Genomic DNA, 22,699 nt, shown 5'->3' on the forward strand with positions numbered 1-22,699 from the left:
GCCCATATGTGCGAAATATTTACAAAAAAACACCCGCAAGCGCTCAGGCTTGCGGGTGTGGACTGCGGTGGAGAGAAGGGCCGGCTTAGGGCTGGGACAGCGACAGGGTGTAGGTGCCCGTCGTGCCGCCCACGTTGAGGCCGTAGTGTGTGGCGATGATGGTGTACGTGCCGGACGCCGACAGGGTCGTGTCGGTGATGGCCGAGTTGCGGTTCACGCCGACTTCGATGTCGTCATTGTAGGCGGCCTGGAAGCCGTTGGGCGAGATCAGGAACAGCGCCGTGTCGAGCGTGCCGCCCGTGGCCGTCATGGTGATGTCCACCACGTCACCCGCGTCCGCCTCGAACGAGTACAGCTCGAAGGGCTGGGCCTGGGTGATGCTGCCGGAAACCGTCGAACCAAGCTGGATCGGCGTGGCTGAGTCGAGCTGGGACGAGTAGTTCAGCGAATTGGCGGTGGTCATGTCGAAGAAGCCGCCGGGGCCTGCGGTCGCCGTGCCGTCCTGGCCGACGGTGAAGGTGATCATGAAGTGCGCGCCCAGCGGAACCTGCTGCGGCGTGTTGATGATCGTCTGGTTGTTCACATCGACCTGAAGCGCAATGTTGACGGGCGTGTTATCGCCGCAGTTGTCCTGATACCACACTTCGACTTCGTACGTGCCCGCCTGCAGAGAGCGGTTGGCAGGCCAGTAGATGTAGGACACCGGGCTGTTGGTCGTGTCGGTGCAGTTCTGGTTGCCGACTGATTCGAGCAGGCCGCCGCTGGCGATTTCCGGCTCGTCGTCATAGACCGTGTCGCCGTTGGGATCACGGACGTTCAACTGTAGGTCGGCGTTGGTCGGCCAGGTCAGCGTCACTTCGATCGAGCCGGGAGTCAGCGTTGTGCCCGTGGTTGCTTCGGTGGCTGCCGGGATGGGCGTGCCTTCGGTGGTCGCGGGCGTTTCGGCTGTGCCGGTGGTCAGGCTCAGCGTGAAGTCGCCTTGGGTCCCGCCGATGGACAGCGCGTAACGCGTGGCGATGATGGTGTAAGTGCCATCCGCGCCGAGCGTATAGGTCAGACCGGAATTGGTGCTGTCGCCGAAGTCGTCGTTGCTGGCGACCATGGTGTTGTCCGGGCCGAGCAGAGCGAGGTAGGTGTCGAGGCTGCCCGACTGGGCCTGAAGCGCAAGCGTGACGACCGTATTGGCCGTGCCGTCAAACGTATAGGCCTGCGCCGGTTCGGCGTTGGAGATCGTGCCGGACACGGTCGTGCCCGCCGCGATCGGCTCGGCGTTGGCGATCTCGCTGCTGAACAGGGAGACGTTCAGGCCCGCGTTCACGCCGCCGTTTTCCAGCGTCCAGGAGCCGTTGGGCTGGACGATCAGACGCGCGAGATATTCCTGGTCGGGATTCAGCGTGCCGGGGATGCTCTGGGTCGTGCCCGCGTTCACGGTCGTGTCGAGCTGGAATTCCTGCGGGCCGCCAATGCCGCACGCGTCGTAATAGTGTACGATGATTTCATAGCTGCCCGCGGGCACTTCGCCCACCGGCCAGCTGACCGTCTCGGTCGGGTTGTCAGCGGTCGTGTCCTGGCATTCGCCGTTCACATCCGCGCTCAGGCTGCCGCCGCTCGGCGCGCTGGGGCTGAAGGCGTGCACCGTGCCGCCCACCGGGTCGCGGACTTCGAGGTTGAGGTCAACGGCTTCGGCCCAGGTCAGATCGATCGTGATGCCGCCGTCGGTCAGGGTGACGGTGTCGCCGCTGATCTGCTGCGTGCCGCTCAGCTCCAGCTCGAAATCGCCGGAGACATCACCGTCCGCGCCAGTCGAGCGCATGACCTGAATGTAATACGTGCCGTTCGTTTCGATCGCCAGATCGGTGACGGAAGCCGTCCCCGGAGTGCTGACGTCCGCGTCCTGCGCGACCACGTTGCCGTTCTGGTCGGTGACCACCAGGACCAGGGCGAGATCTGCGGACTCGGTGGAGACATCTACCGTGATGGAATCGCCCGTGCTGGCTGCAAAGGTATAAACCTGAACAAAATTGTCGGAATCAAGCGTGCCTGAAACAACATCGCCGACTGTCAACTGCCGGCTCTGGTCCCCCTGAGCGAGTACTGCGCCGGAAATCAGGACCAGGCTGAGCACAAGCGCAACGCACAGCACTAGCCCCGCTGCCAGCTGCCCAGTAGGCCGAAGAGAGCGGAGATTTTGGTCCATCTGAGTCATCACATTACCACTCCTCATCGCGGCGGCAGTCATCACTGCCGCTCCTTATGCATTTTGAGTGTAGCCAATCGCAGCAGGTTAGGCAAAGGTTGATTAGCCGCGTTCAGGCAATAGCTGGGATAGCGTAGGGTACGTGTCTGCGCGCGTCCGGCGCTAGCGCGTTATGCACTTCTGGCTCCCCATCCTCTGGCTCCTTCCCCCACGCAAGCGGAGGGAAGGGAAAATTGTCCCACGCAACCCTGCTGCGCGGGGACCCCGAAAAAACGGGCGGAGCAAGCCCCGCCCCTACGGATCATGAGGTCAATGGACAAGCGAGAAATCAGTTCTCTCGCTCAAAAAGTGCATAACAGCCTCTAGCTTTCGTCTGCTGCGGGCTGGGGCGTCGCCGGGCTTTCGACCTGGAGCTTGATATAGTTGACCGTGCCTGCCTTGACGGTGATGCGATCCGAGACGCGCAGGCCGTTGATGTTAGCCGTGATCTCGTACGTGCCTTCGGGCACGTCACCCAGGACGAAATTCTCTTTCCAGTACGTGTCGGGGATGACATGCCACGTGCGCGCGTCGTCCACGTAGGGACTGATGTAGCTGGACGTTGTTTCCGCGACGCGGCCATTCTGGCTGAGCGTGATTGTCGCGTCGTCGGCATAAACGCCGTCGGCGTAGAGCACCTGCCCGGCAATAACCCCCGTGCCGACATAGGGCACGATCCACAACAGCGGGTTCTGCACGGTGAAATAATTGTTCTGGCCGACGCGGATTTCCAGGTGCACGTGCGGGCCGCTGACGTCGCCCGTCGCGCCCACCAGCCCGATCGGGTCGCCCGCCTCGACGTGATCGCCCACCTTGACGAGCACCGCCGACAGGTGCGCGTAGAGCGCCCAGATCTTCTGCCCGCGATAGCCGTAATCGTGCTCGATCACGACGGCATTCCCGTAGGAGGGATAGATCTCGACCGTGCTGCCGTCGAAGACCTGCGTCCAGTCGCCCGCCCAGATGACGCGGCCCGCCAGCCCGGCGTGAACCTGCTCGCCGACCGGGTTGGGCATATCGACGCCGTGGTGCACGCGCCACTGGTTTTCCGGCCCGTTGGAGCCGAAGGGGTAATAAAACAGGCTGGCGCTGTTGGCGCTAGCGTCTACGGGACGGCGCAGCCAGAAATGATCGCCGGACTGCACGCTGAGCGGGGCCTGTTCGGGCGGCGGCTGGAAGTCCGCGATCTGGCTGTTGGACGTGGACGAGACGCCGGTCGGGATGGGCGTTTCGGTCGGGCCGGTCTGCGGCAGGGGCGGCGGCTCGGTCGGCGTGACCTCGCTGGTCGGCGCGGCCAGGGTTGCGCCGGAGATCTGCGTTGGGGCGTAGACGACGTCCGAGTCTTCGCCGGATGTTTCCAGCGTGGGCGGCACGAAGGCCGTCGCGGTGAGGTCGACCGTGGGCAGCGGCGTGCTGGCGCTGGCGATCTGCTGTTCAAGCGCGGCCTGCCAGCTTTCGACGGTGGCGCTTCCGCCAGTCGCGGTTGGAACCGGGACCGACGCGACTAAATCGGGCTGGCTGTTCTGCCAGAGGTACAGCCCGGCGAGAACAGCCAACAGAACGACAATAAATAAACCTTCGAGATGGTGACTACGTTCCATACACCTTTGGCTCCGCGTGAGCGGCGAACAGCGCCGCTTTGCCGTCCCTTACGATTGCAGGTCCGGCGGGATGGGCGTCGGGCTGCGCTGCGGCTCCGGCGTGGGCGATGCGGTGGGCAGCGGCGGTGGAGGTGGCACGCTCGTTGCTTCGCTCAAAAAGGCGTCTAACTCGGCGGGGGTATAGAGTTCGAGCATGGCGTCGTTCCAGCTCAGGCCCTGGGTCTTGAGGAAATCCCAGTACTGGATCGCGCTGAAATTGTACTGCCACGTCCGTTGGGCGGGCGTACGGAGCCAGCCGTAATCCTCCGCGATCTGCGTGAGATCGACGTAGTACCCGGCGGGCACGCGGTCGTCGAGGCGTCCGCCGCGCTCGTAGTCTTCGACATTACCGCTGTTGCGTGCGGTAAAGTCCCAGGGGCGGCTGCGGAGCGGCTCGCCCAGCGCGCCGGCTTGCGCTTCGTCCGCGACGCGCACGTATACGCGCCAGTAGGTGTTGACCTCGATGTCTTCGCGCACGATCTCGACCGGCTGCGGCGACGAGGCGTAAATCAGCTCGCGGTTGAACGCGATGGCGCGCCCGGTGTAGTGCCAGTTTTGGGCCGGTTCGCCCGGTTCCGGCGGTCGGTCGGCGGGCCAGAAGGCGTCTTCCAGCGTGCCGAGGAAGTCGTAGCCCGCCTGCGCCAGCACCGCGGCCCGCAGCGCTTCGAACGAGTCGTTGACGCGCGGCGAGAGGTACGGGTAGGGGGCCGTCACGCCGTCGAGCGCGGCGAGGCCGTAGAGGCCGTTTTCGTTCTGGCGCTCTTCTTCGGTGTACAGCGGCGAGGAGACGTCGGGGTTGGCCGGGACGCCGCCGCCGTCGATGAATCCACGCGGCAGGGAGGCGTTGGTCCAGGCCGGATCGGACGCGCGCGCGGGCAGGGCGATGGCATTGGTCGCGGCGCTGAACGGCGTCGAGGACGCGGTCAGGATCTGAGTCTGGCGCCCATCGTAAAGATCGAGCGTATAGACGAGGCTCGCGCCGCTGGGTGACCACGCGGGCATCTTGCCGCGCGCCAGCACGGTCGCTTCCTGTTGAGGCTGCTGCGCGGACTTGATGAAAACCTCGTCCACGCCGCCGACCGTGGCGCTGTAGGCGATCTGCGTGCCGTCGGGACTCCACGAGGCGTAATTTTCGTCGATGTCGGAAGAATTGGTTAGGTTGATCGCCAGCTCTTCGCGGCGCGGATCGGTTTCGTCCAGGTTATAGATAAAGATGTCCTGCCCGCCCGTGCGCCAGCTCGTGTAGGCGATCTGGCGGCCCTGCGGCGACCACGCCGGTTCGATGTCCGGCCCGGCGGCATAGGTCAGGCGGGTCGCGCCATCTTCGGCGGCGCGGTTCGGATCGGTGCTGATGATGTAGATGTCGAGATCCTGCGTGTCGTCGTTGTAGCCCTCGTAGGCCAGCCATGCGCCGTCGGGGCTCCACGTGGGTGCGCCCTCGAAGCCGGGCGTGAAGGTCATGCGGGTCGTCGCGCCCGACGATACCTCCATAATATAGAGTTCCCAGTTGCCGTCGCGCGTGCTGGCAAACGCGACGCGCATCCCGTCAGGACTCCACGCCGGGTCGCGGTCGTTGGCGGCGTCGTTGGTCAGGCGCAGCGGCGTGCTCTGCCCGACGCTGATCGCCCACAGATCGTCCTGGCCGTTGTCGCGCATCGTATAAACGAGGCTGCCTTCCGGCTGGAGCGGATCGGGCACGGCGGTGTCGGTCGGGATAGCGGTGGGGAAGAGGGCCGTCGGCTGGAGCGTGCCGTTTGCTTCCGGCCAGAAGTTGACGTTGGATGCAACTTCCGGCTTGTTGTCGTCCTGCGTTTGCAGGACCACGACGACGAGCAGAATCAGCAGCAGGAGCACAGCGAACGCGCTCAGTGCGCGGTTTTGCTGGCGCAGCGGATCTTCCACCACGCGCGGCTTCATCTCCGCCTCGGCAGCACGCTGGGCCATCGTGCGCTGGTACTGATCGTTGGTGGCTTCGTACGCCTGGTATGCGGTGCTGCGGGTGCGGCGCACGGAGTGGACAAAGAACTGGGCTGTCCCGACGATCAGCGCGATGAGGCTCCGGCGTATGGAGGCCACCTGTTCGACGAGGACCATCGCGGTCCACGCCGCGATGCGCAAAAACGCATTACCCAGCCGGTCGGTGACGCGGAACGCGCGAACTAGCATATGCCGCCCTATCTATGTGAGGGATTCCCGCCGGTGCGGGTGCGGATCAGGATGATCCAGTCCCGAATTTTACAAAAAAAGGGTAGTGTGGGCAAGCACCGGGAGTCTTGCGATTCTGATATGGGCTAACGCCCGCCTGGGAAACTGGATACACTTGATGCTGCTGCCGGTGAAAACGCCCGGCGGCGGGCACGGATCATGGAGGAGCGAGCAATGTTTGACGAGGCATGCCGCGCGTTTTTGCAGAAGCCGTTGATCGCGCGGATGAGCACGGTGGACCCGGACGGTTTCCCGCATACCGTGCCGGTGTGGTTCAAGCTGGACGGGGACGATCTGGTGGTGATCGCGGTGCGCAGCACGCGCAAAGTGGGGCATATCCAGGTCAACCCGAAAGGATCGCTGTCGATCGGCGGGGATGAGGGCGACGGCGGCGGGTATCTGGTCAAGGGGGAGTTCAGCCTGGAAGAAGATCCCGACGATCGCTGGGTACGGGCGCTGTGCCACCACTACGAGCCGCCGGAAAAAGCCGAGGCGGACGTGGCCGACTGGGCCGACCTGGACATCATCCTGGTGCGGCTCAAGCCCCAGCAGGTGTTCAAAACAGCATGAACGGCGGCGATCCGATCATGCTGCCGTCAGCCCCGCGCGGCGTGCTGCTGATCAGCGGATGGCGGCGGGCGGGCAAAACGACCCTGCTGCTGCGTCTGCGCGAGGCAGCCCTGGGGGCGGGACTGACGGTCGGCGGATTTCTCTCGCCGGAGCGATCGCACAACGGCGAAAAGGTGGGGATCGATCTGCTCGACGTGGCGACGGGCGAGCGTGTATCGCTGGCGACGGTCGGCGGGGAAGGCGCGGTGCGCACCGGGCATTACACGTTCGATCCCGCCGCGCTGGATGCCGGGCTGCGGTTCGCGCGGGCGGGGCAGGACGCGGATGTCTACTTTGTGGATGAGCTGGGGCCGCTGGAACTGGTGCGCGGGGAAGGCTGGGCGAGCGTGATTCCGCTGATTGGGGCACGGCGCAGCGCAGATCGGGGCCTGTCGCTGGTGGTCGTCCGGCCCGAACTGATCGACGCGGCGCGGCAGCGGCTCGATCTGCCCGCCGGATCGCCCGTGGTAGAGATCAACGAGGCGACCCGGCAGGCACTCAGTGCCGCATTGGAAGCGTGGATCAGCGGTTGATGATGACCGTTTCTTTCTCGTCGTCCTTGTCGTTGAGTCCGAGCGCCGATTCGAGGATCGAGCCGATGATGCCGAACACGAGTCCGCCGAGAACCGCCCACAACAAGCCGTCCACGTCGAACCTGCCGCCTGCCAGTTCGTCGGTGATGAGCAGCATCAGGCCGTTGACCACGAGGTAAAACAAGCCCAGGGTCACGATGATCAGCGGGCAGCTCAGGATGGTGATCACCGGTTTGACGATCGCGTTTACGATGCCGAAGACGAACGCGACCAGCAGCAGCGAGCCGAGGCCCATGTCGATGTGAATGCCGGGCAGAATGTAGGCGGTGGCGGCAAGCGCCATCGCGTTGACGATCAGGCGAATGAAAAAGTCACGCATGGGGAACCCCCTCCTCAAGTGAGCACGTCAAGGTGCAGCGCCGCGCCGGTTACCGGATCTGCGGCGCTGATCTCATATACGATCTTTAGCACAAACCGGGTGCGCTGGCTGACGTAACTAGAGGGGAAACGCAGGGAATAGGGAGTAGGGGTTAGGGAATAGCAAAAATAGAGGCAGGGCAGGTTACAAACCTGCCCCTACGATAAAACAGTGATTCGTGTAGGGGCGGAGCTTGCTCCGCCCGTTTTTACGTTAGGAGGCCGTGTCCAGGCTTGGGGCGGCCTCGAAGCGGCCAAAGTTGTAATACGCGGCGCACGCGCCTTCGGATGAGACCATCGGCGCACCGAGCGGGCGACGCGGCGTGCATTCCTTGCCGAAGGCCGGACACTCGTTGGGCTTTAGCACGCCCTTGAGCACGTCCCCGGCGTGGCACAGGTTCGACTCGATCGTCTGCACATGGCCAAGCGGGAAGCGTTTGGCGGCGTCGTATGCGGCGTAGGTGGGCTTGAGCTGCCAGCCGCTGCCGGGAATGCTGCCGATGCCGCGCCATTCGCGGTCGCACGTCTCGAACACTTCGTTGATGATCGCCATCGCAGGCGCGTTGCCCTGCGGCACGACGACGCGCTCGTAGGCGTTTTCGACTTCGGCGCGGCCCTGCTCAAGCTGGCGCACGGCCATGTAGATCCCGCGCGTGACGTCCAACGGCTCGAAGCCGGTGACGACCATCGGCACGCGGTATTTCTCTACCAGCGGCGGATATTCCCAGGTGCCCATCACGGCGCAGACGTGCCCGGCCAGCAGGAAGCCCTGGACCTGGACTTCCGGCGCGCTCATCAGCGCGTCCAGCACGGGCGGCACGCGGACGTGCGACACGAGCATCGAAAAATTGGGGATGCCCTGCTGTTTGGCCTGGAAGACGGCCATCGCGTTGGCGGGGGCGGTCGTCTCGAAGCCGACGCCGAAGAACACGACTTCCTTGCCCGGGTTCTCCTGCGCGATCTTCAGGCATTCCAGCGGGGAGTACACCACGCGCACGTCGCCGCCTTCCGCCTTGACCTGGAACAGGTCGCGGTGAGAGCCGGGCACGCGCAGCATATCGCCAAACGAGACCATGATCGTGTCCGGCATGGCGGCGATGGCGATGGCCTGATCGATGATTGCCTGGGGCGTCACGCACACCGGGCAGCCGGGGCCGTGGATCATGTCGATGCCGGGCGGCAGAAGCTGGTCGATGCCGTGGCGGATGATCGAGTGAGTCTGCCCGCCGCAGACCTCCATCAGCCGCCAGGGGCGCGTCGTGATGCGGTGGATCTCGTCGAGGACTTCGCGTACGCGCCGCGCGTCGCGGTATTCCGTGACGTGCTTCATCGCGCCGCATCCTCATCTGCGCCGGGTGATCCGCCGAGTTCCTCGTCCAGAATGCCGACCTCGACCAGCAGCTCAAGCGTTTTTTGCGCCTCGACCTCATCGATCACGTTCAGCGCGAAGCCGACGTGGATGATCGTATAGTCGCCGACCTGCGCTTCCGGCACATAGGCGAGGCAGGCTTCTTTGATCACGCCGCCGAAATCGACCTTGCCCATGCGCAGGTTGTTCTGCTCGTAAACCTCAATAATTTTGCCGGGGATGCCAAGACACATTTTATTGTCTCCTCATTAAAGATCGTTTGCGGCAGCGCGGGCGGCGATGGCCGCCTGACCGAGCGCCAGCCCGCCATCGTTGGGCGGGACGAGACGATGTGTGTAAACGGTGAATCCGGCGGCGCGCAGCAGCGGAACCGTTTTTTGCAGCAGGGTGACATTTTGCCAGACGCCGCCGCTCAGCGCGACCGCGTCCAGTGCGGTGCGTTCGCGGGCGAGTTCGCAGGCGTCACGGACCATGCCCGCGACGCCGTTATGGAAGCGAGCAGCGATGGTGGACACGGGCCGACTCGCGCGCATGTCTGCGATCAGGCCGCGCAGAGCCGGGGCGGGATCGATCTGGGCAGTCGAATCGCCGCCGGAATCGTGTAATTCAAACGGATAAGCGCCTATTTCATCAGGATCGACGCGCGCCTCGAACCAGATCGCGGCCTGGGCCTCGTAGGTGACGGTTTGCAGCAGGCCGGCCAGCGCCGCCGCAGCGTCGAACAGGCGACCCATGCTGGACGTATCCGGCGCGTTGAGACGCTTCTCGATCTGTTGGCGCAGGATGGTCTGCTCCTGGGCGGTGGCTGCTGCGGCGGGCGCGAGATCTGCATCCCAGGCGAGGTCCGCCGCCCACAGGTGCGCCAGAGCCGCGCGGTAGGGGCGCAGCGTGGCCGCGTCGCCGCCGGGCAGCGGAATATAACGCAGGTGCGCGAAGCGCTGGTAACCCTCGTAACCGCCGATCAGAATCTCGCCGCCCCAAATCGCGCCGTCCAGACCCAGGCCGGTCCCGTCGAAGATCACGCCAATGGCCTGCTCGCCGGGCGGCAGGCCGTGTTCCGCGAGTACGCTGGCAAGGTGCGCGTGATGGTGCTGCACGGCGATGTGCGGCAGACCGTCGCGCTCGGCGCGCTGGATCGCGTAGCGGGTCGCGCGGTAGTCGGGGTGGGCGTCGTGCGCGATGATCTGCGGCTGGACGCGGAACAGGCGCTCCATGTGTTCGACGCTGTGCTTGTAGGAACGCAGCGCGTCGTAATTCGCCAGATCGCCGATGTGCTGGCTCATGAAGGCGCTGCGATCGCGGGTGAGGCAGAACGTGTTTTTCATCTCCGCGCCCGCCGCCAGCAGCGGGATCGACTCGAACGGCAGCGACAGCGGGCTGGGCGCGTAACCCCGCGAGCGGCGCAGCGGCAGGATCTGATCGTCCAGGACGCGCACCACGGAATCGTCGCAGCGGATGTGAATCGCGCGGTCGTGCAGCAGGAAAGCGTCCGCCAGCGGCGCGAGACGATCCAGGGCTTCGTCGCTGCGCGTGGCGATGGGTTCCTCGCTGAAGTTGCCGCTGGTCATGACCAGCGCGGGCGGAAAATCGGGCGACGGTTCGAGCAGCAGGTAATGCAGCGGCGTGTAGGGCAGCATCACGCCGAGTTCGGACAGTTCCGGCGCGACTTCCGCCGCCAGATCCGTGCCGGGTTTGAGCGGCAGCAGCACGATCGGGCGCTCGCGGGAGGTGAGCGCCTCCGCTGCGGCGGGGCTGACCTCGCAATAGCGCTCGACAGCGGGCAGATCGAACAGCATGACGGCGAAAGGTTTTGCGGCGCGGCCCTTGCGCTGGCGCAGGGTGCGCACCGCGTCCGGGTTGGTCGCGTCGCAGGCGAGATGGAAGCCGCCGAGACCCTTGATCGCCACGATATGCCCGGCGGAGAGCAGCGCGCGGGCTGCCGCGATCTCGTCCGAAGGCAGCGCGTCCCAGCCGGGTAGGGCGTCGCGGCCCGGCGCGGGGACCAGCTCCAACTGCGGGCCGCAGTCGGGGCAGGCGTTGGGCTGGGCGTGGAAGCGGCGGTTGAGCGGATCTTCATACTCAGCGCGGCAGGCCGGGCACATCTCGAACGGGGCCATCGTGGTTTTGGGCCGGTCGTAGGGGATGTCCTGAATGATCGTGAAGCGCGGGCCGCAGTTAGTGCAGTTGGTGAAGGCGTAGCGATAGCGGCGGTTCGCCGGGTCGAAGATCTCGCGCAGGCAGTCGTCGCAGATGCACATGTCGGGCGAGATCGGCTGGTACGCGCCTTCCAACGCGGCGCTGTGCAGAATCTCGAATTTCGTGTAGCCATTCGGGAGAATGGACGCCACCGTAACCTGCTCGATGCGGGCAAGGGGCGGGGCTTCCGCCGTGATCGCGTGGGCGAACGCGTCGAGCGCGGCGGGCGGGCCGCTGACCTCGATGTCCACGCCCGCCGAGGTGTTGCGCACCCAGCCGAGCAGCGCGTGGCGCTGGGCCAGCCCATAGATGAACGGGCGGAACCCGACTCCCTGCACGATGCCGGTAACGTGGATGCGGTAGGCGGCGATGTCGGACATGCACCTCACCCTCGGTTCGCGCCCGTGATTGGGGCGGGCATACTCAACGTAATTGTGGGGTGGGGCGGATGTTGCAGAAACCTCACCCCCGGTCCCTCTCCAATCAAGTCGAAGAGGGGAGACAAGCGAAAGTACGGCGGGTTTTGTAGGGGCAATTCATGAATTGCCCCTACGGGAAAATCGTGCGCTCAAAGCTAGCTGCTAACCGCTGCTTTTTTCGTTTCGACCTGAGCGCAGAGCCAATCGATCCAGACGTCGAAACCTTCACCCGTCTTGGCGGACACCGGGAAGAACTCCACGCCGGGGTTGAGCACCTCGACGCCGTGACGGAAATAGTCCAGATCGAAGTCGATATAGGGCAGCAGGTCGATCTTGTTCAGGATCAGGACGTGCGCGCCGCGAAACATCGCCGGGTACTTGTACGGCTTGTCGGAGCCTTCGGGCACGCTGGCGATCACCACGTTAACGTGCGCGCCGATCTTCCAGGCGGCGGGGCAGATCAGGTTGCCCACGTTTTCGATCACCAGCAGATCGAGAGCGCTGAGATCCATGCGGGGCAGGGCAAGGCTGACCTTGTTCGCGTCCAGATGGCAGTCGCCGCCGGTATTGATCAGCGTGGTCGGTACGCCCAACTTGGCGATGTGCTGTGCGTCGATCTCGACCACGTCGCCGTCCATGTAGCCAATGCGGAGATCATCTTTCAGCGCTTCGATGGTGCGCCGCGTGATGCTGGTTTTTCCGCCGCCGGGGGAGGCCATAATGTTCAGGCTCAGGACGCCTGCCGCGTTCATCTGGCTCTGCATCTGCGCCGCCAGGCGGTCGTTCACGCTCATAATATCTTCGACGACTTCGATCTCAGGCATGGCTGGTTTCCTTCTGCTCAGGGGCCGGACTGCTGGCGGCCAGGTCTACGTCGATACTTTCCAAAAAGAATTCTTCGCCCGCGACGATCGCCAGACTGCCACTGCCACACGCCGGGCAGGCGTACGTCTCGCGGTCCAGAGGCGCGGTGTGCCCGCAGTCCGTGCAGCGCGCGGCGGCGGGAATGCGCTTGAAGTTAAGCGTCGCTTTTTCCGCGATGGTGCCCTGACTGATGAAGTCCCAATAAAACTGGACGGAGTCGTCCACGACGCTCGACAGCTCGCCCACGACGATAGTCAGGCCGTTGATGCGCGTCGCGTTGGCGCGTTGGGCATGGTCGAGGGCGATATTGAGCAGGCTTTGGGTGATGCCCATTTCGTGCATGGCAAACTTCTTCTCATATCAATGATGCTTATCACCATTACGGGCATACTGTAGCACAGTCCGGGGCTGATTTCAGGTGATGAAAGTCACTCCCTGATGTGTCGTTGTGATTTATTTCACGGAACGGCGGGGCGGGACGTTAACCCGGCTTAACACATCGATCACGGCGCGTTAAAGGCAGGCTGGTAGAGTGGGGCAGCAAGGAGCAGCGATTGGCTGTTAGCGATTAGCAAGAGCAAAAGAAAAATCAAAACCAAAAATGGGCGGAGCAAGCCCCGCCCCTACGATGCGTGGTAATGGGTCGTGCTAGAAGCCCTGGTAAATCCATTGGGGTGAGGCGTCGGCGGTGACGATCACGAGCAAGATCACGATCAGGCACAGGCCGAGCGCGAACAGGTTTTCGCGGCTGAACAGGCGGTAGAGCAGCGTTTTCCAGGTGGGCATGGCGGCACCCTCATCCTTCACTGGCGATCTCGTCGAGGAACTTCTGGCGGTTGGCGGCGCGGGCGACCTTGCCGCTGGACGTCTTCAGCAGCCACTTGGGGCCGACGAGATGCACGTAGCGGGCCATGACGTCGGCGGTTTGCACGATGCGCGCGCGGATCTCGCGCCCGATCTGCGCCTGCTGCTCGATGTCCTCGGTTTCGACTTCGCACACAACCGCGATGTCTTCCGTACCGAGCTGATCGTTGGGTACGCCGAACGCGACGACGCGGCCCGGATGGATGCCGGAAATGTCGTTCAGAGCGTTTTCGATGTCCTGCGGATAGATGTTCTTGCCGCTGTTGATGATCAGATCTTTCTGGCGCCCGGTGATGTACAGCTCGCCGTCCGCGATGTAGCCGAGGTCTCCGGTAAAGTACCAGCCGTCCGCGATGGCCTGCCCGGTCGCGTCGGGGCGGTGATAGTAGCCGGAGAGCATACAGTCGCTGCGCAGCGCGATCTCGCCCACGTGACGGTCGGGCAGGTCGCGGCGTTCGGCATCCACCACGCGCAGCGTTGTATTGGGGATCGGCACGCCGCACGACACCATTTCGACCGCCGGGTGTTGTGAATCAGCAGGGCGAGCGATGCGGGCGGTCATGAGCGTGTCACGATCCACAACGTCTACATGGGGCGGCTTGCCGACGGTGCTTTGCGTCACGGCGAAGGTGTTTTCGGCCATCGCGTAACAGGTGGCCAGCGCCTTAGGGCGCAAACCGTAGTCCGTGTAGCGCTCGGTGAAGGCGCGGTGACTGTCGGCGCGGACCGGCTCCGAGCAGTTGATCACGGCGCGCAGGCTGGACAGGTCCAGCCCTTCGAGCGCGGACGGGCGCACGCGCGTCGCCAGGAAGCTGTAGGCGAAATTCGGCAGCCAGCACAGCGTCGCGCGGTGCTGCTGGATGGCGTGCAGCAGAATGGCCGGTTCGCGCACCCAGTGGAAGGGCGACATCAACACCAGCGGGATCCCCTGAACAATTGGGGTGACAAATCCGGCGATCAGGCCCATATCATGGTAGAGGGGCAGCCAACTGGCGATCACATCATCCGGCGCGAGCTGGATCGCGGCGCTGTAGGCGGCCACCTGATTGAGCACGGACCGGTGCGAGAGCATGACGCCTTTTTGCAGGCCGGTGCTGCCCGACGAGTGCTGCAAAAACGCCGTGTCGTCGGGACTGGCGGGCGTGCGATCCATAAAATCGTCGATCGACCCGGCAGGATCCAGATCGGCCACGTTGAGGATCGCGCCCAGCGTCGGGATGCCGCCCAGGTGCGCTTCGAGCGCGGGCTGCTGATCCGGGAACGTGACGACCGCCTTGACTTCGGACAGCTCGACGAGGGCGCGCACGCTCTCGTAGTAGCGGTCGGGATCGAGCTTGGGCGTCAGGAACGGGAAGATTGACGGGATCGCGCCGAGCAGCATCGCGCCCCAGAAGGCGTGCAGCACGTCCACGCCATGCTGGAGCACCAGCACGACCAGATCCTGCGGGCCGACCCCCGCGTTTTCGAGCGCATGTGCATACCGTGCAGCCTGATCAAAGAAGGCGCGGTAGGTCAGAGTAGAGGTCCCGTCAGGCGTAATTAGCGTAACCGCAGTATGATCGCCGGACTGCTGTGTTAACTCCCGCGCGCAGTCGATCAGAGTGGCGGGACGGTGGTCAAGGCGAATTGGAAGCATGTTGTGAGTTTCCAAACTGGCTAAAGTGCCCATAATAGAGAGTATGGAATGGATGCCACATTCAGCGTGGGGAAGGCCCCGGGAAATGGGAATTATACCCGGTTCTGATGAATGAACCATCCATTCAGGCGGGCGGAAACAGGGTCATCATTTTTGTAGGCATTACGGTTTACTGACCTAAACCCGATTTTGGTATGCGTGGTAGCCCGCAGTGAGGATCGCAGGAGATGAACGACGAATCGAATTATGCGGCGCAGTCAGAAGCCCGCGAGAAGTGGAATAACGCCCGGCGGCGCGCGTTTTACGAGCGGCTGTCGAGCACGCTTGGCTTTGCAAAGCGTCCGGCAGGTTTGCTGTCGTTTGAAGAGGTGCAGGATAAGCTGCGCCTGACCCAAAGCAACTATCGCGGCTTGCATCAGGTCCCACTGGATCAAATCGTGGGCAGCGTGGGCCGTTATAACGACTTCACCCGCACGTTTCTGCCGCTGATCGAGGACGACAGCTGGCGCTGGCGGCGCGTGGCCGAGATGCAGTTTAGCGAGGGGCTGCCGCCCATTGAGCTGTACAAGGTGGGCGACGCGTATTTCGTCAAGGACGGCAATCACCGCGTGTCGGTGGCGCGGCAGTTCGGCGCGACCTCGATTGAGGCGTACGTCTGGGAGTACGAAACGCCCGTCGGCGGCATCCGGCCCGAAACGAACGTCGATGAGCTGATCGTCAAGGCGGAATATCGCGCGTTTCTGGACCGCACGCGGCTGGACGTGACTCGCCCGGAGCAGGAGATCATTCTCACCGAGCCGGACACGTATCCCGCGTTGGAAACGGAAATCGAACTGTACCGGCGCAACCTGGAGCGCATCGACGGCGAAAAACGCAGTTTCGAGCACGCCGCAGCCGCGTGGTACGACATGGTGTATACACTGGCGGTGGACGTGATCCGCGAGTCGGGCGTGCTGGACCTGTTCCCAGGGCGTACCGAAGCCGACCTGTACGTGTGGGTGTCGCGCAACCGGCGCGAACTTTCCGAGCGGTACGGGCACAACGTCTCGCTGCGGGACGCCGTGTCGCAGTTGGTCGAGACGCAGCAGCGTCCCGGCACGATGGAACGCATGGTACAGTCGGTAGGGCGGTCGGTGGCGGGGCTGATGCACAGTCTGCGGCCCGTGCCGGAACGTGAACCGGAACCCGCGCCCCAGCTGCCCGTCACGGAAAACGATCCGCTGGGCAAGCTGCTGGCGCAGGTTCAGGCATTCAACCCAGAGCTGCGCTATGCTGGGCAGCGTGGCGACGAATGGCGCTGGTGGCGGGGCGAGGTGCGCGGCAAGCTGTGGGAGCTGTTGGGGGCGTCGTATATTCCCGCCAAGCAAGTTGACGTGGAGGTTTTGGATCGGGCGCTGATCAGCGGTGTCGAACGGTCGCGGATCGTGTTGGTTGCGGCGGACGGGCTGCGACTGCCGGGGTACTTGATGCGTCCGGCGGATCTCAAGAAGCCCGCGCCTGCGCTGCTGGTCTACCCGGGACACGGCACCATCCAGCAGACCGCCGGCCTGGAATACAGTTTGCAGCGCGCGAATGCGCTGGCCTTTGCGCAGGCGGGGTACATCACCCTGACGATCGAGGAGCGCGGGTTTGGCGAGCTGTCGCGGGCGGATCACGTCGCGCTGGACAACATCGCTCGGCTGGTCGGGCGGACGTGGCTCGGCATGACGATCGAAGATGGGCTGCGCGCACTGGACTATCTGCAAACGCGCGACGACGTGCTGCCCGATCACCTGGGCGTGACGGGGCTGGGGCTGGGCGGCGGGCTGGCGCTGTATACCGCTGCGCTGGACGAACGCGCGCGCGCGTGCGTGATCGAAAACTACCTCGGTGGCGACATCGATCTGCTGCACGTGCTGGGCCACGGCTGCGACTTCGTGCCGAACCTGCGGCGCTTCGTCCAATTTTCGGACGTGGCGCGGGCGGTGGCGCCTCGCCCGGCGCTGTTCGTATATCCGCGCGGGCGCGATACGACACGCATGGCGCGCGAAGCCTGGGACGCCGCACGCCCGACGTATGAGACGTTCGGGATTCCCGACCGGACACGCTTCATGGAGCACGACAAGGGCGATCGCTACGTGCGCACGGTGGCGAAGAACTGGTTCGACCGCTGGCTGGCCGAGGAGCCGGATACGAGCGTCCTGCTGTGGGCGCCGCGCGAGGATGTGTTGCCGCGTCAGGCTGCGGGCAGCGACTGATAAACGCGACCTTACCCCCTGTATTACCTTCCAATCTGAGTTGGAGAGGGGGAAAGAGCGGGTATCGTGAAATGTGTGTTCAGGGACAGGGCTGCGGGCCTTGTCCTTTTTTTATCTGGCGGGCGGGGCGCTGGGCGGGGCGTCGTTCAGGCGGCGGCGGAGTTTTTCGAGGAAGGCGCAGGCATCTTCGAGATCGGGGTGATTGATTTCTTCCCGAATGGTCACACACCGTTCCATGTGCGAAACTGCGTCAGCCGTGCGGCCTAAAGCACTCAGTAAGAGCGCAAGGTGTTCGCAGTTGGTGGCTTCTTTGGGGCGATCGTGAATTTGCTGAGCAAGGCACAGCGCCCGGGTGTAACTGTCGAGGGCTTGCTCGTGTCGACCTAACTCGCGGTATGAATTTCCCATATTGTTGAGCGTGCTGGCTTCTACGGACTTGTCGCTCACCTCGCGGCAGATAGCGATTGCTTGTTCAGAGAAAGTCAGCGCGCGCTCATAGTCGCCGAAGTGGTTATATACACGGGCAATATTGTTGAGAGTACGACTTTCGCCAGCCCGATCCCCTACTTCTTGATGAATGGCAAGGGCTTGTTGGAAGAGTTCCAGCGCATAGGCATGTTGATTGAGTTTGTCATGCATAAACGCAATATTATTGAGTGTTACGCCTTCCCCAAATCGATCGTTTACTTCACGACGGATGGCCAATGCCTGCTGGTAGAGTTCAAGCGCGCGCTGGGGTTGGCCGAGCTTGTCATACGCAAACGCGATATTGTTGAGTGATTGCGCTTCCCCCGCTCGATCGCCTTCTTCACGACGGATTTCCAGAGCCTGCAAGTAGAGATCGAGGGCTGCTTGCTGCTGCCCGGTGCGGATATAGACGCGCGCGATGCGGTTGAGCGTTGCGCCTTCTCCGGGCCGGTCGGCAATGGTTTGTAGAATGGACAGACTGTGATTGAGATAAGCGAGTGAGACAGTAGGGTTCCCATGCTGGTGATGCCATATCCCGACTTCGCTCAGAAGGGTGCCTTCAATCTTCCGATGCTCTTCCAGGCGTGCGCTGGCCAGCCCCATGTGCAGCCAGTGCAAGCCTTCTTCTCCTACACGGCGGCGGAAAATGTAAGTTTTGACCGCTTCTGCAAACGCCTCGCCGCGTTCGAGCAGGGCCTGGGCCATGCGATTGCCGGTTTCGATCTCCAGCAGATCGTCGGGGGGATCGGGCTGCGCGAGGGATTCCAGCGGCACGGGGCCAAACACGATGGCCTGCAAATAACCCGCCAGCGCATTCCCGACGTGGTGCACGTGTGGCAGATCCGGGCCGATGACTGCATCCCACTGTTCCATGGGCAGCGTGTCGAACTGCGACGCAATGTCGCGGATGACGTGCCACGTATAGCGCCCCAGGGCGGGATCGTGCTCCGACGCGCGCAGGGCAAGCGCGCGGGCGTACGCGTGCAGCAGCAGGTGTTGGCGGAAGCGCCCGGTGTCCGGCTCGTAGGCGAGCAGCCCGGCACGGACCAGCGTCGCGAGCGTGTCCTCGGCATTTTCCTGCGCATCGTCGTCGTCTGGCTCTACGCCCCACAGCGCGAAGGCTGTGCGCTCCGAAAATGACGTGTCCGGCGCAAGCGCGCCCAACGCGCGGAACGCGGCCTGCGCGGCAGGATCGAGCGGGGCGTAGCTCAGGTACAGGGTCGCTTCGAGGCTGTCGTCGCGCGGGGCGTTCTGGCCGAGATCCAGCGCGTGAAACGGCGTCGCGCCGTCGAGGTACTTGTGCAGGCGGCGCACGAGGCGCGGCGCGAATGCGATGCCGTGGGCGGCGATCTGGCGTGCGGCCAAGTCGAGGGCGAGGGCGTGCCCGCCAAGCTGCCGCGCAATCGCCCGCAGCGGATCGGCGTCCTGCACGGGGGCCAACCCGGCGGCGTCCAGCCGGTCGAGGAGCAGGGCCGCGCCATCATCCGCATTCAAAGGCGGCAGCGTGTACGGACGTCCCAGCGCGGCGACCTGCGCGGCGCGGGTCGTCACCAGACAGGCCGTGCCATCCGGCAGCGCCTTGAGCAGCTCGCGGACCGGGCCCGGAAACCACGCATCGTCCAGCACGGCGAGCAGGCGTCCCGGCGCGTGGGAGAGCAGCCCGCGCAGAGTATCGGGCGTGAGATCGGCGGGATCGAGCGCGCGGCCCTGCGGGTGTGCCTGCGCCCAGGCGCGCAGAATGCCGGGCGTCACGGCGGGGGCGCGGCGCGCCTCTGGACCGAGCGAGGTCCACAAGACACCGCCGGGAAACTGATCGCGGAGCGTGCGCGTGAGGTGGTGGGCGAGGGTGGTTTTGCCGATGCCGCCGACGCCGCTGAGAACCACCGGCGCGCTGCCGTCGATCAGCAGGTCACGGATGGTTTGCAGATCCTCCGTGCGTCCGACGAAAGTATGGGCGGGCAGGGGCGCGGCTGGCGTGTGCCAGCCGTCGAGCGCGGCGGACTGATCCGCGAGGCCGCGCACGTGCTCGAACAGGGCGTGCCGGACCTTACCCGCGAGATCGTCGGGCGTGGTGAAAAACCGGACGATCAACGTGTCTTTGACCTGCGCTTTGAACCGCGCCAGGGCGGATCGGCCCGGTTCGCCTTCGACGGATTCCGGCGGCCACGCGTGGTCGTCGCCCACGATGAAACACAGCCGGGGGATGCCGCGCGCTGTGGCCCAGTCGAATTCGAGCGCGGTGATCGAGCGATCGCCGCTGCCGCCTTGCGTAGGAGTCGGGACCCAGCCGTAACGGTGCGCGTAAATGCCGATGAACAGATCGGCCTCAGATACGTAGCGCTGGCAGGCGTGCACTGCCGCCGTGTCTTGCGCGGGGAAGTGCTCCATCATGAGGGGAAACTGGCCGAGGCCACGCAGGGTGTCACGGACTGCTGTACGGTGATCGCGCAGATCCTCACGGGTCGAGCTGACGAAGATAGAGAGCGGGCGGCTCATGCTGCGCTCCCGCGGGCCAACACCGGGGCGGCTAGAAATGCGTGAATTGTTCCGCGTTGAGAATGAAGATGGTCGCGTTGTGGTCGGCCTCGCCTTCCGGCGTGGGCACGGTTTCGCGGAAAATGTCCAGCGCCGCTTCGAGCTGGTCCTCTTCGACGCCAATGAGCACGGTGGTGCTGCCTTTGCGCAAGAATCCACCCGTGCTGCTCAACTCGGTGACGCGCAGTCCGGCGTCCAGGAGGCGGGGGCGTATGCGTTCTTCGCTGTCGCCTCGCAGAATGGCAAGAATCAGTTTTGTCGTCATATCTGCTCGAATCGCTCCACGCTTAGGACAAATACCGTCGCGCCGCCGACTTCAACTTCGACAAACGCGCCCATCATCGCGGCGGATTCCACGATGTTCGGCCCCGCCGGAATGAGGCGGGTCCGGCGCTCGCACGTCTCCTTGAGCACGCCCAACACCGCGCCGACCCGGTGATCTTCGACCCCGGCGAGCAGTGTGGTATTGCCTACGCTAAAAAAACCGCCCGTGCTCGCCACACGTGTAATGCGGTAGCCTGCGTCAGTCAGCGCTTTAATTGTACGTTCAGCGTCCTGATCCTGGACGATGGCGACGATTAGTTTCATTAAGTCCTCCGTGGTGGGACTTCTCACCGGCAGTGTAGCACAAAACAGGGTCTGCCAGCAATGACGATCTTCATCCGAATCTGCCAGACTTGCGGAGAACAATTGAGAAACTATTTGTGCTTTCCTGAACTTTAAAATGCTTTTCCTATTTACTTTTAATTTTATCTTAATTGTCAACCGGTATCATGGTAAGCATATCGTCATATATCGCAGTCAAGTATACTAGAGTGAGATATAGGCATGCTTGCAGCAACAACGGGTGAACGCCGAATGATCAACAGGCCCACAGACGACCGGACTGCGACTATATTGTTCGTTGATGACAATGCCGCTCTTCTGCGCAGCGTGGAGCGTTTGCTGCGTATGGAAGGGTTTAAGACCCTGCTGGCATCCGATGGCAGCGAGGCGTTGCGGCTCATGGAAACCGCCTCCGCGCTGCCGGACCTCATCATCAGCGACGTCGCAATGCCGCACATGGATGGGTTCGAGCTGTTCGAGATGATCCGGCAGCGTCCCGAGTGGGTGGATATTCCCTTTCTATTCCTGACCGCGCGCGACCAGCTTGATGATCTGCGGCGCGGGTATGCGCTGGGGGCGGACGATTATCTCGTCAAGCCGCTGGACCAGGAACGGCTGATCATGATTATTCGCGGCAAGCTGAAGCGCCGCGCAGAACTGTTGGAGCGCATCCAGAGCCAGCAGGAATCCCTCAGCGCGGCCAAGCGCGAGCTGGCGCTGATGGTGGCACACGAGCTGCGCACGCCGCTCGTTTCGATCAGCATGGTGACGGATATCCTGTCACGCGAGCTGGGCAAAATGGGCGCGGTGCAGCTTGACGACATGGTGGACACGATGCAGAGCGGGAGTAGCCGCCTGTCGCGGCTGGTCGAGCAGATGGTGCTCTATGTGCAGCTTCAATCCGGCGCGCTGTTGGACTCGATCAATCAGGCGGTCCGGCCCGGTTACGTGCGTGACGCGGTGATTGGCGCGATCGATCGGGCGCGGCAGTTCAATTACCGGCGGCGCGACATTGCGGTCCGGTTCGAGGAGCTGGACCCCGGCGTGATGATCAGCGGCGATCTCGCGTCGCTGCGGCAGGCGCTGGCCGAGGTCATTTCGAACGCGATCGCGTTTTCCCAGCCGGAGGACGAAATTCAGATCGCGCAGTGGGTGGCCGAGAACATGGTCTGGATCACCATTACGGACCAGGGGCCGGGCATCCCCGAAGAGGAGCTGGATCGCGTTTTCGAGCCGTTCCACCAATTCAACCGCCAGCGCTACGAACAGCAGGGCGTCGGGATCGGGCTGGCGCTGGCGCTGGGTATTGTCGGGGCGCACGGCGGCTCGCTGGTGCTGCGCTCGAGGGAAGGACGCGGCACGCAGGTCACGATTTCGCTGCCGTTATACGGGTTCGACGACAACTTTACCGATCCATACTAACCGGCCCCGCATCTCCGATTACAGTAGAAGCCGCTTCCAGCAACCTGAAGCGGTTTTTTGTTTTTGTACCAACCGCTCACTTAACCCTCCCATCGTTCCCCTCATTCACGCTACAATAGGCGGCGCGAAGCGCGAAACGCGGGGAGGCCACATTCATGGCTCGTTTCTTGAAGCCGGATATCCACGACGAAACGCGGCGGGCGCAAGTGCTCGATGTGCTGGCGGCGGCGCTGGCGGCGGTCGATCCGTTCGAGGCGGTGCGCCGGGTGCTGCGCCTGGACGGGGACGCATTGGAAATCGCCGGGCAGCGCTACGACCTGGGCCAGTACGACCGGATCTGGGTGGTGGGCGCGGGCAAGGCGGGCGCGCCGATGGCCCAGGCCGCCGAGTCCGTGCTGGGCGAGCGGCTGGCCGGGGGGCACGTGATCGTCAAGTATGGTTAC

General features: G+C 63.9%; 19 protein-coding genes. 5 read left to right on the forward strand and 14 right to left on the reverse strand.

Annotated features, from left to right (window positions below):
• Positions 1-85: 85 nt before the first annotated feature.
• The 3 genes from V7116_RS14090 to V7116_RS14100 all read right to left on the reverse strand — a co-directional run bounded on the left by V7116_RS14090 (position 86) and on the right by V7116_RS14100 (position 6,042).
• Complete coding sequence (locus tag V7116_RS14090) at positions 86-2,065, reverse strand: PPC domain-containing protein (RefSeq protein ID WP_324392574.1); 1,980 nt, start codon at positions 2,063-2,065, stop codon at positions 86-88.
• 494 nt (positions 2,066-2,559) lie between these two features.
• Positions 2,560-3,837 carry a M23 family metallopeptidase gene (locus V7116_RS14095; protein WP_324392575.1) on the reverse strand — a complete coding sequence of 426 codons (1,278 nt, stop codon included), beginning with the start codon at positions 3,835-3,837 and terminating at the stop codon, positions 2,560-2,562.
• A 48-nt stretch (positions 3,838-3,885) separates the two neighbouring features.
• Entirely contained in the window at positions 3,886-6,042 is a 2,157-nt protein-coding gene (locus V7116_RS14100; RefSeq protein ID WP_324392576.1) for a TolB family protein, read from the reverse strand.
• 213 nt (positions 6,043-6,255) lie between these two features.
• Between V7116_RS14100 and V7116_RS14105 the strand changes: the two genes are divergently transcribed.
• Positions 6,256-6,651, forward strand: a complete 396-nt coding sequence (locus tag V7116_RS14105) for a pyridoxamine 5'-phosphate oxidase family protein (protein WP_324392577.1) — start codon at positions 6,256-6,258, stop codon at positions 6,649-6,651.
• The gene (locus V7116_RS14110) at positions 6,648-7,223 is read left to right on the forward strand and encodes a nucleoside-triphosphatase (protein WP_324392578.1); all 576 of its coding nucleotides are present in this window, start codon (positions 6,648-6,650) and stop codon (positions 7,221-7,223) included. The genes V7116_RS14105 and V7116_RS14110 overlap by 4 nt, the downstream gene beginning before the upstream one ends.
• On the opposite strand, the gene V7116_RS14115 is transcribed toward V7116_RS14110, so the two are convergent.
• From V7116_RS14115 to V7116_RS14150, 8 genes are all read right to left on the reverse strand, one after another.
• Entirely contained in the window at positions 7,213-7,602 is a 390-nt protein-coding gene (locus V7116_RS14115; protein ID WP_324392579.1) for a phage holin family protein, read from the reverse strand. The genes V7116_RS14110 and V7116_RS14115 overlap by 11 nt on opposite strands.
• A gap of 252 nt (positions 7,603-7,854) precedes the next feature.
• Positions 7,855-8,970 carry a hydrogenase formation protein HypD gene (gene hypD / locus V7116_RS14120; protein WP_324392580.1) on the reverse strand — a complete coding sequence of 372 codons (1,116 nt, stop codon included), beginning with the start codon at positions 8,968-8,970 and terminating at the stop codon, positions 7,855-7,857.
• A complete protein-coding gene (locus V7116_RS14125; RefSeq protein ID WP_324392581.1) occupies positions 8,967-9,242 on the reverse strand; it encodes a HypC/HybG/HupF family hydrogenase formation chaperone in 276 nt (91 codons plus the stop codon). Before V7116_RS14125 ends, hypD begins: the two co-directional genes overlap by 4 nt.
• Before the next feature lie 15 nt (positions 9,243-9,257).
• Positions 9,258-11,585, reverse strand: coding sequence for a carbamoyltransferase HypF (gene hypF / locus V7116_RS14130; RefSeq protein WP_324392582.1), 2,328 nt, complete (start codon positions 11,583-11,585; stop codon positions 9,258-9,260).
• A gap of 194 nt (positions 11,586-11,779) precedes the next feature.
• Positions 11,780-12,448 carry a hydrogenase nickel incorporation protein HypB gene (gene hypB / locus V7116_RS14135; RefSeq protein WP_324392583.1) on the reverse strand — a complete coding sequence of 223 codons (669 nt, stop codon included), beginning with the start codon at positions 12,446-12,448 and terminating at the stop codon, positions 11,780-11,782.
• Entirely contained in the window at positions 12,441-12,830 is a 390-nt protein-coding gene (gene hypA, locus V7116_RS14140) for a hydrogenase maturation nickel metallochaperone HypA (protein WP_324392584.1), read from the reverse strand. Before hypA ends, hypB begins: the two co-directional genes overlap by 8 nt.
• Positions 12,831-13,136: 306 nt before the next feature.
• Positions 13,137-13,274 carry a hypothetical protein gene (locus tag V7116_RS14145; protein WP_324392585.1) on the reverse strand — a complete coding sequence of 46 codons (138 nt, stop codon included), beginning with the start codon at positions 13,272-13,274 and terminating at the stop codon, positions 13,137-13,139.
• 10 nt (positions 13,275-13,284) lie between these two features.
• A complete protein-coding gene (locus V7116_RS14150) occupies positions 13,285-14,988 on the reverse strand; it encodes a fatty acyl-AMP ligase (RefSeq protein WP_324392586.1) in 1,704 nt (567 codons plus the stop codon).
• A 227-nt stretch (positions 14,989-15,215) separates the two neighbouring features.
• Between V7116_RS14150 and V7116_RS14155 the strand changes: the two genes are divergently transcribed.
• Positions 15,216-17,225 carry an alpha/beta hydrolase family protein gene (locus V7116_RS14155; protein WP_324392587.1) on the forward strand — a complete coding sequence of 670 codons (2,010 nt, stop codon included), beginning with the start codon at positions 15,216-15,218 and terminating at the stop codon, positions 17,223-17,225.
• A gap of 111 nt (positions 17,226-17,336) precedes the next feature.
• Here the strand turns inward: V7116_RS14155 and V7116_RS14160 are convergent, their stop codons facing one another.
• From V7116_RS14160 to V7116_RS14170, 3 genes are read right to left on the reverse strand one after another with little or no spacing between them, the layout of a single operon-like run.
• Positions 17,337-20,189: a tetratricopeptide repeat protein gene (locus tag V7116_RS14160; protein ID WP_324392588.1), complete on the reverse strand. Its 2,853-nt coding sequence runs from the start codon at positions 20,187-20,189 to the stop codon at positions 17,337-17,339.
• A gap of 31 nt (positions 20,190-20,220) precedes the next feature.
• Entirely contained in the window at positions 20,221-20,493 is a 273-nt protein-coding gene (locus tag V7116_RS14165; protein WP_324392589.1) for a cyclic-di-AMP receptor, read from the reverse strand.
• A complete protein-coding gene (locus V7116_RS14170) occupies positions 20,490-20,816 on the reverse strand; it encodes a cyclic-di-AMP receptor (protein ID WP_324392590.1) in 327 nt (108 codons plus the stop codon). The genes V7116_RS14165 and V7116_RS14170 overlap by 4 nt, the downstream gene beginning before the upstream one ends.
• Positions 20,817-21,086: 270 nt before the next feature.
• On the opposite strand from V7116_RS14170, the gene V7116_RS14175 reads away from it, so the two are divergent.
• Both V7116_RS14175 and V7116_RS14180 read left to right on the forward strand, forming a co-directional pair.
• Complete coding sequence (locus tag V7116_RS14175) at positions 21,087-22,256, forward strand: hybrid sensor histidine kinase/response regulator (protein WP_324392591.1); 1,170 nt, start codon at positions 21,087-21,089, stop codon at positions 22,254-22,256.
• Positions 22,257-22,411: 155 nt separating this feature from the next.
• A partial coding sequence (locus V7116_RS14180; RefSeq protein ID WP_324392592.1) for a DUF4147 domain-containing protein occupies positions 22,412-22,699 on the forward strand: 288 nt, incomplete at its 3' end.

The organism is Aggregatilinea sp. (genome assembly GCF_036822615.1).
Classification (GTDB): domain Bacteria; phylum Chloroflexota; class Anaerolineae; order Aggregatilineales; family Aggregatilineaceae; genus Aggregatilinea.